Source organism: Dialister hominis (assembly GCF_007164725.1).
Taxonomy (GTDB): domain Bacteria; phylum Bacillota; class Negativicutes; order Veillonellales; family Dialisteraceae; genus Dialister; species Dialister hominis.
In genome coordinates, this window is sequence record NZ_AP019697.1 from 416,972 (window position 1) to 429,412 (window position 12,441).

Here is a 12,441-nt window from a genome sequence, read left to right on the forward strand (position 1 = left end):
ATGAATAAGAGACTTCTTGAAATCAGAGCAAGAAAAATGGAAATCAGAAAAGCGCTGGAAGGCGAAGGTAAGGTGAACCTGAACGCGCTGCAGGAAGAACTGAAAAAACTGGATGCAGAACATGAGGAAATCGAAGAGCGTGAAAAGATTGCCCAGGGAATTCAGTTCGACAAGGAACCGGAAGGCGTGCAGAAAAGAAGCAAGCCCCAGGCCGCCGTAAAGAAAAATCCATATGAATCCGACGAATACCGTTCCGCATTCATGGAATATGTAACCAAGGGTACGCCGATTCCTGCTGAATTCCGCGATGCCGCTACAACCACAGATGCAGCCGCGCTGATTCCGCCGACTACCCTGAACCGCGTTATTGAAAAGGTTCGTACCTATGGCAATATTCTGCCCCTGGTAACCCGCACGGCCTATAAGACCGGCCTTGCCATCCCGACATCCAACGTAAAGCCGGTGGCTAAGTGGGTAGCAGAAGGGGCTACTTCCGAAAAGCAGAAAAAGGTGCTGGGCAGCATTACTTTCAGCCATTTCAAACTGCGCTGTGCTGTTGCTGTAACCCTTGAAACCGAGAACATGACGCTTTCCGCATTTGAAGATATCATTGTGAACAATGTGGCAGAGGCTATGGTGGTAGCTCTGGAAGAATCTATTATCAACGGCACCGGCTCCGGTCAGCCCACAGGCATCCTGGCGGATAAGTCTCAGGGCGTCACCATCAACGCCGCAAAGCTTGATTATAATACCCTCATCAAGGCAGAAGCCGCCATTCCCCAGGCATATGAAGCAGGTTCTGTATGGGTAATGAGCAAAGCTACTTTTATGTCTTTTATCGGTATGACCGACTCCAACGGCCAGCCCATTGCAAGAGTGACTGCAGGTATCAACGGTGTTCCTTCCAGAGTCCTCTTGGGCCGCAACGTAGAGCTCTGCGACTACCTGCCGGCATTTTCTACTACACTGAATAAAACCGACGTGTTCGCCTTCATTTACCGCATGAAGGACTACGTACTCAACAGCAACTACAGCGTGGCCATGAAGATATATGAAGACAATGACACCGACGATCTTGTAAGGAAGTCAATCATGATTGCCGATGGTAAACCGGTTGATTTCAAATCTCTGGTTATGCTGGCAGGCAATGCTACCGCCTGAGACGGGAGGGAATAAATCATGGCCGTAACACTGGAACAGGCAAAGAACTATCTCAAAGTCGATGAAGATATCACTGACGATGACGAACTGATTTCCTCCCTGATCAGTGCGGCCAGCGATTACGTCGAAAAGACCACCGGGAAGAGGGCGGACGGGAGTCCGCTCTGCGAGCTGTGTGTGAAGCAGCTGGTAGCTCACTGGTATGAGAACCGTGCTGTATACAGCTCTAAACCCGGGGCCATCAACGTTCTGCCGCACACAGTCACGGCGCTTCTTACACACATTGCCCAATGCGAGGCATATCCGGAGGCTGATAAGACATGATTAATGCTGAAATCGGCTCCATGGATAAAAAGATTCACATTCTGCAGTATGTGGACAAGGAAGACGAATACGGGTTGACGCACCAGGAGAAAGTAGATGTCATAGGGCATTCCATCTGGGCAAGGATGGAGCCTTTTCGTGGGAAAGAATACTATGAGCAGTTTAAGGACAAGGTACAGGAGACCATCAAGGTCACTATCCGCTACAGGAAAGGCCTTAACACGAACATGCTGATTTCCTACCAGGGCGTGCTGTATGAAATCCAGACCATCTCCGATGTCTATATGGCTCACGTGAAACTGGAAATCATGTGCCGGCGTCTGCAGAGAGGAGCGGAAGATGAGGATTGAGGAATACACCGCACTCATTGAGAAAGTGCAGAAGGAATTTCCGGAGGAAGCCGAAGCGGAGCTTCAGAGAGGGGCCAGAAAGCTCAGAAGGGAAATCAAAGCCGCGAGCCCGGTTGGACATGCCAAACATCCTCATAAGCTGAAGAACAGCTGGAAGATGGAAATAGCGGGAACATCCGCCAAAACGCTGGAAGCCCACATCTACAGCACGGCTCCTCACTTCCACCTGGTGGAGCGCGGTCACGTATGGAAGACGCCTCATGGCAAGATAAAAGGCTACAAGCAGGGCACCCACTTCATGGAAAAGACCGTGAATGCGGAAGGCCCTGGCATTTATGACGAAATGGGAAGAAGACTGGCGGAAAAGGTAGGTGTGGAACTTGGCTGAAATCGTAAAGATGATTGATATCGTAAAGACAGTGACGCAGATTCTGAAAGATGAATTCAAGTGCACAGTGTACTCCGATGAAGCATTGGAAAATTTCAAAAAGCCCTGTTTCTTTATCGCCGCCATCCCTGTTTCCATTCCGCAGACTACCAATTTCATGGAGAAACACATTTCCATCGTACTGACCTATTTCCCAAAGGACAGCATGAGGGATGAGGTGCATTATCTTGATGTTTTTGACAGAATTCAAAGTTATTTTGCTCTGGGAATGAAGGTGGGAGGCCGTTTCCTTCATGTTGACCGGGTTACTCCGGACAGAGTGGGGGAAGAACAGGATATCCTGCAGATAACCATTGAGATTATCTATCTGGAACAGACAGGGAAGTCGGAATCCGGAGCGGAAATGATGGAGGAAATCGAAGTGAACGGGCTCAATGGAGATGAGACCGTCCATGATTTCATTGATAAGAACAGTTAGGAGGAAATAACTCATGGCTAAACTTGGTATGCCCAGTATTAATATCAGCTTCATTGAAGCAGGTATTGAAGCTATCCAGAGGAGCCAGCGCGGCATTGTGGCGCTGATTCTGGAAGAAGCTGCTGATACCATTACAAATCTGAAGACCGACCACACGGTGGGAGACGATACGGTCAAGGCAATTGAAAATCCATTTACAATCTACACCACCGATGATATCCCGTCAGAACTGTCTGACGAAAACAAGGACTACATCACAAAGTGCTTAATCGGTTACACAAAAACACCGTACCGGGTCAAAGTGCTGCTGGTGGCGAAGAATGCGGAAAACGACACCAAGGCCGATAAATTCGCCGACGCTCTTTCCGTATTGGCAACAGAACGCTGGGACTATCTGGCCATTCCGACCATTACCGACGTCCAGTGTGAAGCTGTGGCCACTTGGGTGAAGACAAACCGAGAAAACAAATTTAAGAAGGTGAAGGCCGTCCTTCCAAACTATGCCGGAGACTATGAAGGCATTATTGATTTCGGCAATACATCAATCAAGACGAAGACCAAGACCTATTCACCGGCGGAATACACGGCGCGCATCGCGGGACTCATCGCAGGTACTCCAATGACCATATCCGCTACTTATGCGCCGCTCGCTGAAGTAATTGACTGCGACCGGCACACACTGGATGAAAACGACGAAAAAGTCAACAAGGGCGAATTCTTCATCTGGTTCGACGGAGAAAAATTCAAGATGTCCCGTGCTATGAACTCCCTGGTAACCACCACTCAGGGAAAGCTGGAGGCCTATCAGACCATCAAGACCGTGGATATCATGGATATGATTTACGACGACATCAGGAAGACCGCGCAGGACAGCTATATCGGTAAATATACCAATGACTACGACAACAAGTGCCTTCTGATTTCCGCTATCCAGGGATATTTCCTTGAATTGGAAAGAGGACGTCTGCTGCAGAAGGACTATTCTCAGGTGGATATCGACGTGGATGCGGTAAAGAATTACCAGATTGTCCATGGCCTTTATACCAAGGATGAACTGGCGAAGATGAGCGACCTTGAAATCAAGAAGCTGGATACCAAGAAGAAGGTATTCCTGACAGCAAAGATTAAGATTCTGGATGCTATGGAAGACATTGAACTTCCAATTAACATCTGAGGGAGGTTAGAAAATGGCAGAAGCATTTAACAGCCAGCAGGTCATGTCCGGCACCCAGGGTGAAGTGTGGATTAACGACAAATACATGGCCCAGGTTACTGCTTTCAAGGCAGAAGTTAATCTGACCAAGGAAGAAGTGAACCAGGTCAAGAAAATGGCTAAACAGTACAAAGTGACAGGATGGGAAGGAAAAGGCAACGTGAAGATGAACCACATGTCCTCCTTCTTCCTGAACCTTATGGCTGAAAACATCAAGAACGCCCATCAGACTGTCTGCACAATCGTAGCAAAACTGGATGATCCGGATGCCATTGGGTCAGAACGGGTAGTCATCAGGGATGCCACCTTTGACAAGATGACTCTCATGGACTGGGAGGCTAAAAAACTGGCCCAGGATGACTATGATTTCACTTTTACTGATTTCGACCTGCTGGATACGGCAGATGAATAGGAGGGGCCATGAATCTTACTGAAGCGCTGTTGAAGGCGGATGTTGCATCCGTCACAGAAGAAGCGACAAAGGACTATGAAATCCCGCGGCTCACGAAGAAATTCCAGACTCCGTTCATCCTGCATCTACAGGAAATCCCGCCCAAAAGGGTGGCTGAGATCCAGTCTCTTGCATTCGAAATGGACGGGAAAGGCAAACTCAGCCAGGGCGATTTATACGCCATGAACATGCTGTATGTATGCGAGGGCGTGACCAATCCGGAATTTGCGGACAAGGAAGTGCTGAAGCACTTTAAGGCGGCAACGAAAAAGGACCTTCTGGCAAAGCTGTTGAATGCCGGTGAGCTCTCAGACGCTTCCGGAGAAGTGCAGAAGCTTTCCGGATTCGATGATGGTGAAGACCAGGAAGATAAAGTAAAAAACTGATTGAAACTGACGGGGAAACGCAGCTGATGTACTGGCTCTATGCCAAACATCATATTCTCCCGTCAGTGTATGCCAACATGGACCTCGGGGAGAAAGTAGTGCTCCGGGCGTTCTATGCAAAAGAAATCGAAGAAACTTTGAAAGAACAGGCAAGGCTGAATAAGACCATGGGGAGGTGAGCTGATGGCAAAAATCATTGATGTCATTATGAGACTGCAGGACCAGGTATCCGGTACACTGGGTAGAATCAGAAGACAGATGGAAGAGACCGGACGGATGCACAGACGTCTGGGCGGAGAAATCAGCCGGACCGGAAGAAACATTGAGAACATTGGCCGGGCCATGCTCCCTATGGCTGAAGGAATGGCCGGAGCAGGAGCATTGGCGCTCAAGACCTTTGCGGACTTTGACTCTACTATCACTATGGCAGGGCTGAAAGCAGGAGCTACAGCAGAAGAAATGGAACAGATGAGGAAGGTGGCGGCTGAAGTGGGCCGCGACTTCCCGATTTCTGCCAATGACGCTGCCAAGGCCATGGATAGATTGGCCGCCAGCGGGCTCAATGCCAACCAAGCTACTGCGTCTCTGCCGGGAATCGTGACAGCGGCTGTGGCATCAGGGGAAGACCTTGGTGCAACGGCTGATGTAATTACATCCGCCATGTCAACATACAAGATGATGACAGGAGATATGGGTGCCAACGCCGCCAAGGTAGCGGATATTATTCAGATGGCTGCCAACAGGTCAAAACTGGATATGGCTGCTTTTGGGACTGCTATGCAGTATGCCGGAGCTCCGGCAAATGCCCTGGGCGTAGACATCGAATCGCTGGCAGCGGCTATGGGCATCATGGCTAATAATGGCATTGAAGCATCCACCATTGGGACATCTCTTAGATCTACCCTTTCAAGACTTGCTTCTCCGCCAAAAGAAGCGGCAAACGCCATTGCACTCCTGGGGCTCAAGACCAAAGATGCATCAGGGAACTTCGTGGGACTGGATAATATTATCGGGCAGATGAGGACTGCTATGAGCGGGATGAGCAACACGCAGCAGGTGGCACTGGCAAAAGCCATTGCCGGCGAAGATGCTTATTCCGGACTGCTGGCACTCATAAAGACTGCTCCAGAGGACTACAAAGCACTGGAAGATGCCATCCGGAATGCCAGCGGCTCATCCAAAGAGGCTTTCAACGTCATGAATAAAACTGCCAAGGGCTCGTTCATGTCCATGCTGGGCAGTGTGGAATCTCTTGCCATTTCCATAGGTGGATTACTGGCGCCAACAATGAAGCAGATAACCGATGTCATTAAAGGTGCCGCCGACTGGATTAATGGGTTGGATGATAGCCAGAAGCAGATGATTCTGAATGTTGGGAAAGCTGTTATAGGATTCGTGGCATTCAACATGGCAGCAGGTAAAGCCATCGGAGTGGCAGGGGAACTGGTCAAAGTCTATGGAGATATCGGTATCGCGCTTCATGGAGGAACCATCCAAAACCGGCTCCTTATGTACTCCGTGCGAGGACTTGCCAGGGTACTGCCGGTGGTAGGCTCCGGACTATTTTCCATTGTGAAAGTGCTGGGAGGCGCAGCATCTTCGGCTATCGTCGGAGCTGTACGACTGCTTACTGCTCTTAGTGGAGGGATACTTGCGGTTGCAAGGGCACTTATTACTGCTGCCATTGCAGGCGGGCCAGTGGTGTGGGCCATTATGACCATTGCGGCGGCCGCCGCATTAATCTATGCAAACTGGGACGCCATAGGGCCTTATTTCAGAAACCTTTTCAATGGCATCGTGAATTTCATCAATGGGCCATTCGCCAGCGCGTGGAATGCGGCGTGGGATGGAATTGTAAGTTTCTTCTCCGGAATTTTCAGCGGGATTGAAGAAGTGTGCTCTTCGGTTATGAATGGAATCAAGAGCGCCATCAATTCCGTAATTTCAGGAATCAACGGCATCAGCGTAGACATTCCGGACTGGGTGCCTGGAGTGGGTGGAGGTCATTTGGGATTTAATATCCCCATGCTCTATACCGGTACTCCAAACTGGAGAGGTGGACCTGCAGTTATCAACGACCGTGGTGGAGAAGTGGTGGACCTTCCATCCGGAGCGAGAGTGATTCCGCATGAGCAGTCTCTGAACCAGGCTTACAGGCAGGGAAGAATGGCCGGAACTAATTCCGGAAACGCCTCCATCACTGTAAATATTTACAATCCGCAGATTAACAGTCAGGGAGATATCAATGAAATGGCCAGAAGAATAGCAGAGCGCATTTACTACGAACTGGCGAAGAATTCCATCAACATGAATGAGGGGGCAGTCTAATGGCAAGCTTTATCGAAAGCGCACTGAGGGCGGTGAACAGCGTTTTCAACGCCCTGGGCTCATACTGCTCTTTCACACTTTACTGCGGAGGAGATGCGGTCATTTTTCCTGTCACTCCGGGTTCCTTCGAGGTTTCGCAGAAATTCAATAACTCTACAGTAACCATAAACTCCATCGGAGAAATCAACATGCTGGGGAAGCCGGGCCTCAGATCCGTAAAGTTTCAGGCCTTCTTCCCGAACAATGATTATGATTTCTCCCTGAACTACTCAATGAGCCCCTATGGTTACGTGGAGAAAATTGCGCAGATGGCCAAAGCAGGACAGCCATGTCGAATCAATATCACGGGAACAGCTATTTCCATGCCATGTACCATTGATGATTTCAGCTATTCCGAGAAAGATGGAACCGGAGATGTTTATTTCTCTATTGAACTGAAGGAATATCGGTATGTTCGGCCTGACTCCGACTTGATAAATGATGTTACTGGATTGAAGAGCCGTACTGAAGAAGCGGAGAAGACCAGAAGCGTCACAGCCTACTCGACGGATGCCATGGAAACTGCCCAGAAGGCCGTGCAGAAAATTCAGAAGGTAACCAGGACGGTGGGAAATGCCAGACGGCAGATAGAGACCTATAAGGCCATCGTAAAATCCGGCGGCATCACTGCAGGCGACGTTCTGACTATCACAGCATCTGAAGTCATGAAGAACGGGCAGCTAATCAAGAGGTTTGGAGGCTAGCATGCTGAAACTGTACTACACAGACCCACCGGGAACAGAGAACGCAGTAAGTTGCCAAGATATTTCCAACTACGTCATTCATGTCACCTGGAGTGGTGATACGGACCAGGCGGCACGAAAGCTTGAATTCACTATCGCATACAACACGGCGGAGAAAGATGCTGCATTTGTACAGCTGAATCTGCTGCTGGGAGGAACAATTGAAGCATCTGATATAGATGAAACGACGGAAACACCGATTTTCATCGGAAGAATTTTCTTCAGAAAGCGGGCATCCGATTCATTCACATTTGAATTTACCTGCTACGACACCATGGTTTATCTGGCCAAAAGCAACATCCGGGCTAACTTCAAAGACATTGATGTTACCAGCGCAGTGAAGCAGGTCTGCGGAAGCATCGGACTTGAAACAGCCGACAACATTCCGTCAATTCCGACCGTAGTGAATTTCATTGCAGATGACAAGAGCGGCACCGAAGTACTGCAGATGCTCTTTGATAAAGCCAAAGCGGAACAGGGGAAAAGCTACAGGGCAATTTCGATAGGCGGGAAAATCACAGTAGTGGAAAGAGGAGAGACCATAGAAAACTACATCGCTGACAGCTCCGTCAATGTGATTTCAGCAGAACACTCCGAGTCACTGGAAGACATGGTGGACAAAGTGGTGGCAGTCAACGATGATGGTTCAGTGGGGCAGATTTTCACAACGGACGATGAAATCGGAAAGTATGGCACAATCCAGAAGATTTATAAAATCCAGCCGCCGAAGAGCGGTGAATCTGTGGACAACGTAACTGCCGCAAAAGCTCTCCTCAAAGCGCCAAAGGAAGAATCTTCTTTGAAGGCCCTGGGAGATATCCAGTGTATTTCAGGGTATGCCATTACGGTTCAGGAAGAACAGCTCAAAGGTAAATTCACTATCAAATCGGATACCCACCATTTTGAAAACGGGATTCACACAATGGACCTGACATTGGAATACATCGGGGAGGCTGAGAAATGAAACTGACAGAAGATCCATACAAAGGTCTGATTGAGCTTCACCGGCGGATAGCCAAAAGAGCGGCTCTGCAGCCGACCGCAGGAATAGGGACAATCATTTCGCCGCCTCCAGGAATCCAAATCAGCTATCATAGATTCATCCTGGATAAAGAGAACATTTACATAGATGAATATTGGCTGCAGGGACATACAAGAACCCATAAAGGGCACATTGTAAGTGAGACACAGCCAAGGGCAGGAGGGAGCGGAGATGCTGAATTCGCTTCCCATACCCATGATATAGACAACGATTACACAGACACACAGACCAAGACTGACACATGGAAACCGGGGGACAAGGTTCTTCTGGTGCCGATTACCACAGAAGATGAAAAGACCACGGCACAGTTTGTGGTGCTGTGCAAACTGGTAAGATTGGACGGTAATTGACTATGGCTAATCCATTTATAGCGGGGCCTCAGAGTGATAACCTTATAAAAGCGTCTCATGAGACATTTCGGGAATTTGCATGGGATTTTGAAAGGAATGATTTCATCCGCGACGACAATGGGCAGTACATCATACTGGAAGGTAATGCAGCGCTGAAGGTGTGGATATATAAATGCCTAATGACAGAACGGTACAGATACCGGGCCTATTTCGATGATTACGGGGCCGAGCTGGAACAATTCATCGGGAAACCGAATGACGGGACAGAAGGGACGGAGCTTTACCGCTACGTGAAAGAAGCTCTTCAGGTAAATCCTCACATCCGTTCAGTTAATGATGTTTTCATGAAGCAGGATAAGAAAAAAGTCACGCTGACCGTTTCCCTTGATACGGATTATGAAAGCCAGTCAGTAGAAGTGGAGGTGTGAAATGGCATTTCAGGCAGAAGACCGGGAAGTAATCCTGGCAAGGCTCATTGAAGCCTATAAAAAATACAGAAAGAATAATGCCAGCGAAGTGGAAGGCACTTTTGCATTCGACGACCTGGCGGCCAACTCCGTAGAATTTCAGAACATCCAGGCAGAAATGGAGCTGCTGATAGAAGCAATGTTCCCGCAGTCATCCTGGGGGGAATACCTTGACCTTCTAGCAGATGAACTAGGGAACGGCATGAAGCGGAGAGCCGCGACAAAGGCCGTGGTAGTACTTACCCTTTCCGGAACGGCAGGGACCGAAGTGAACACAGGAGTACTTTTTGCGACAGACGGGAAAATCAACTTCATCACAACCGAGGCATGCACTATCGGAGAAGATGGCTTATGCACTGTAAAAGCAGAGGCCCAGACGGCTGGGAAAGAAGGGAATGTAAAGGCAGGAACTATCGTCAAAATCCCTGTTTCCATTTATGGTGTGAGCGCAGTCACTAATAAAGAAGACGCTTATAACGGCTATGACGAGGAGACGGACGATTCACTTAGAGAAAGACTTCTGTTCAGGCTGAGACATCCGGTTACGTCCGGGAATGCGAATGAATACGTTGACTGGGCTGAATCTGTCGGAGGAGTAGGTGCTGCAAAGTGCATCCCGCTTTGGAATGGGAATGGAACAGTCAAGGTTATCATCGTGGATGCGAACAATGAACAAGCTAATGATGAGTTACTGAATGCAGTAAAGAATTACATTGAAACAGTAAGGCCAATCGGGGCTTCAGTCACAGTTATAACGCCGGAAATTCTGAAGGTTAGCGTGGCAGCTGAAGTTACTGTAGCATCTGAAGATTATGTTGCTAAAATTACGGAAGCCATTAATGAATATTTCAGAAGAGAAGGGTTCAACTCGAATTATGTTTCCATTGCGCACATCGGGAAGATAATGCTTGAGACAGGAGCTATCAGCGACTATGAATCGCTCACAATTAACGGAGGAATCAGCAACATTAGTGTAGATGATAACCATGTTCCACGGCTTGGGACGCTTACACTGGAGGTAAAATGAATGAGTTTAATCAGAAGTAGGCCGGTAGACATTTCATTATATCTACCAGGATTCCTTACAAAAAGTGCCGAATATAAAGCCGGGCTGGATGCGGAAAGCGGAGAGCATGAAAGAATGCGAATTGTACTGCTTGACATAGAAAAGCAGTTTAATGTCAAAACAGTAGACTGGGGGATAAATCTCTGGGAAGACTTGTACGCGATCAATCAGGATAGAAGCAAAAGCAGCCTAATTAGCAGACGTGATGTTGTGCTTGCTAAAATGGTTCCTCCATCCGTTGTCAATGAGCCTTTTATGGACAGGCTGGTCAATGCTTATGTTGCTGATAAGAAAGCCGAAATCGTAAGCTACATAGACGAATACAGAATTGAGATCCTATATCACGGTGGGCAGATCCTTGATTATGATAATCTTCGGAAATCAATCAGAGAATATTTACCGGCGCATCTGGGATACAAACTGGTTACGTTCACTTCTGGAGATTTATATTTCCATGCAGCCGGAATTGTCCAGAACTATAAAAAGATTACAGTCGATATGGACAGCAGTGTCCATCTGGAGGCCGCTGACACCACAATCCATTATGCAGGACAAGTAGTCCATAATTATAGAAAATTATCTATTTCGGGGGGGTACTAAACCATGGCTAAATTTCCAAGTTTAACATTTACCGAAGCAGGCATGAAGATGCTGATTCAGTCCCAGAACGGGCACACACTCACTTTTACCAAAGGCAAGCTTGGCAGCGGCGTTCTGACAGACAGCGATGACATTACCAAATTTACCGACTTGAAGGCTCCCAAAATGGAGCTCCCGGTGGTAAAGAAAGATGATTCGGGTAAAGAAAAGATTTCCCTTACATTTAACACGTCAAACACGGCTCTTGAAGAAGGATTCGTCTCCAGAGAGCTGGGCGTGTTTGCAAAGCTGGACGACGGGGCCGAAACACTCTACGCATACAGTAACGCCGGAAACGATTATGATTACATCCCAAACAAGGACACACCGACAGATGAAAACAGGTTGGTTGTGAACCTCATCGTAAGCTCTTCTGCAAATATTGCTGTGCTGGTGGATGGCTCCATCGTTTACGCTCACATGAGCGACCTTGACGATAGACTGCAAGTGACCGCTACGGTAGGGAAGCCGGCAAGTATGGACGAAAAAGGCCTTTGGGTGGAAATCAAAGACGGGCTGAGATCTATTCTTCATCGGTGGAATAAGACAACGAATAGCTATGACACACTGCACCCTGAGACGGAATCTGCCCAGATTACCGACTGGCACTCTGGAATTATGGCAAGCCTCGCAAGCAAGACACTTGGGACCGTAGTGGATGCTATTACCACTGATTCAGTACTGGGAAAGCTTATAAAGCTGCTTTTAGATGCTAGCGGAGTAAAGTATTTAATTGATACAAATGGGTATGTATGCTTTGGCAGTCTGTTTGGCGGGCTAATTATACAGTGGGGATTCTACGTTTGTAATGCGAGTCAATCGTACCCGATAGCTTTTAGCATAAATCCATATTGTATTGCGGCGTCGGTGTTAGCTAGTACAACAGACTCAAATTATTACATCATTTCGGTTGATAATGATAGTAATAGATCATTTATCTTGAATGGCTGGAGAGATAACGTTAAACAGGGCGACATTTATGCTGCTGTTATAGCAATCGGGAAATAATGGACAGT

At 48.0% G+C, this 12,441-nt stretch carries 17 protein-coding genes; all 17 read left to right on the forward strand.

The window, feature by feature from the left end:
• The 17 genes from Dia5BBH33_RS01950 to Dia5BBH33_RS02025 are packed head-to-tail and all read left to right on the forward strand — an operon-like array spanning position 1 to position 12,433.
• A complete protein-coding gene (locus Dia5BBH33_RS01950; RefSeq protein WP_143332263.1) occupies positions 1-1,161 on the forward strand; it encodes a phage major capsid protein in 1,161 nt (386 codons plus the stop codon).
• An 18-nt stretch (positions 1,162-1,179) separates the two neighbouring features.
• Positions 1,180-1,485: a head-tail connector protein gene (locus Dia5BBH33_RS01955; RefSeq protein ID WP_143332264.1), complete on the forward strand. Its 306-nt coding sequence runs from the start codon at positions 1,180-1,182 to the stop codon at positions 1,483-1,485.
• A complete protein-coding gene (locus Dia5BBH33_RS01960) occupies positions 1,482-1,835 on the forward strand; it encodes a phage head closure protein (protein WP_143332265.1) in 354 nt (117 codons plus the stop codon). Before Dia5BBH33_RS01955 ends, Dia5BBH33_RS01960 begins: the two co-directional genes overlap by 4 nt.
• Positions 1,825-2,223 (forward strand): HK97 gp10 family phage protein, encoded by a 399-nt coding sequence (locus Dia5BBH33_RS01965; RefSeq protein WP_143332266.1) that lies wholly within the window; start codon positions 1,825-1,827, stop codon positions 2,221-2,223. Before Dia5BBH33_RS01960 ends, Dia5BBH33_RS01965 begins: the two co-directional genes overlap by 11 nt.
• The gene (locus Dia5BBH33_RS01970; protein ID WP_143332267.1) at positions 2,216-2,701 is read left to right on the forward strand and encodes a phage tail terminator family protein; all 486 of its coding nucleotides are present in this window, start codon (positions 2,216-2,218) and stop codon (positions 2,699-2,701) included. The genes Dia5BBH33_RS01965 and Dia5BBH33_RS01970 overlap by 8 nt, the downstream gene beginning before the upstream one ends.
• A 13-nt stretch (positions 2,702-2,714) precedes the next feature.
• Positions 2,715-3,875: a phage tail sheath subtilisin-like domain-containing protein gene (locus tag Dia5BBH33_RS01975; RefSeq protein ID WP_143332268.1), complete on the forward strand. Its 1,161-nt coding sequence runs from the start codon at positions 2,715-2,717 to the stop codon at positions 3,873-3,875.
• 13 nt (positions 3,876-3,888) lie between these two features.
• Positions 3,889-4,326, forward strand: a complete 438-nt coding sequence (locus Dia5BBH33_RS01980) for a phage tail tube protein (RefSeq protein WP_143332269.1) — start codon at positions 3,889-3,891, stop codon at positions 4,324-4,326.
• An 8-nt stretch (positions 4,327-4,334) separates the two neighbouring features.
• Complete coding sequence (locus Dia5BBH33_RS01985; RefSeq protein WP_143332270.1) at positions 4,335-4,751, forward strand: phage tail assembly chaperone; 417 nt, start codon at positions 4,335-4,337, stop codon at positions 4,749-4,751.
• 26 nt (positions 4,752-4,777) lie between these two features.
• Entirely contained in the window at positions 4,778-4,930 is a 153-nt protein-coding gene (locus Dia5BBH33_RS11005; protein ID WP_162501746.1) for a hypothetical protein, read from the forward strand.
• A 4-nt stretch (positions 4,931-4,934) separates the two neighbouring features.
• Positions 4,935-7,079 (forward strand): phage tail tape measure protein, encoded by a 2,145-nt coding sequence (locus Dia5BBH33_RS01990; RefSeq protein ID WP_143332271.1) that lies wholly within the window; start codon positions 4,935-4,937, stop codon positions 7,077-7,079.
• Positions 7,079-7,822, forward strand: coding sequence for a hypothetical protein (locus Dia5BBH33_RS01995; RefSeq protein ID WP_143332272.1), 744 nt, complete (start codon positions 7,079-7,081; stop codon positions 7,820-7,822). The genes Dia5BBH33_RS01990 and Dia5BBH33_RS01995 overlap by 1 nt, the downstream gene beginning before the upstream one ends.
• Before the next feature lies 1 nt (position 7,823).
• Positions 7,824-8,825, forward strand: coding sequence for an XkdQ/YqbQ family protein (locus tag Dia5BBH33_RS02000; protein ID WP_143332273.1), 1,002 nt, complete (start codon positions 7,824-7,826; stop codon positions 8,823-8,825).
• Positions 8,822-9,253: a DUF2577 family protein gene (locus tag Dia5BBH33_RS02005; RefSeq protein ID WP_143332274.1), complete on the forward strand. Its 432-nt coding sequence runs from the start codon at positions 8,822-8,824 to the stop codon at positions 9,251-9,253. Before Dia5BBH33_RS02000 ends, Dia5BBH33_RS02005 begins: the two co-directional genes overlap by 4 nt.
• Positions 9,254-9,255: 2 nt before the next feature.
• Positions 9,256-9,681, forward strand: a complete 426-nt coding sequence (locus Dia5BBH33_RS02010; protein WP_143332275.1) for a DUF2634 domain-containing protein — start codon at positions 9,256-9,258, stop codon at positions 9,679-9,681.
• A gap of 1 nt (position 9,682) precedes the next feature.
• Positions 9,683-10,747, forward strand: coding sequence for a baseplate J/gp47 family protein (locus tag Dia5BBH33_RS02015; protein WP_143332276.1), 1,065 nt, complete (start codon positions 9,683-9,685; stop codon positions 10,745-10,747).
• Entirely contained in the window at positions 10,748-11,386 is a 639-nt protein-coding gene (locus tag Dia5BBH33_RS02020) for a putative phage tail protein (RefSeq protein WP_143332277.1), read from the forward strand. It begins immediately after the preceding gene.
• Positions 11,387-11,389: 3 nt separating this feature from the next.
• Positions 11,390-12,433, forward strand: coding sequence for a gp53-like domain-containing protein (locus Dia5BBH33_RS02025; protein ID WP_143332278.1), 1,044 nt, complete (start codon positions 11,390-11,392; stop codon positions 12,431-12,433).
• The last annotated feature ends 8 nt before the right edge of the window (positions 12,434-12,441 follow it).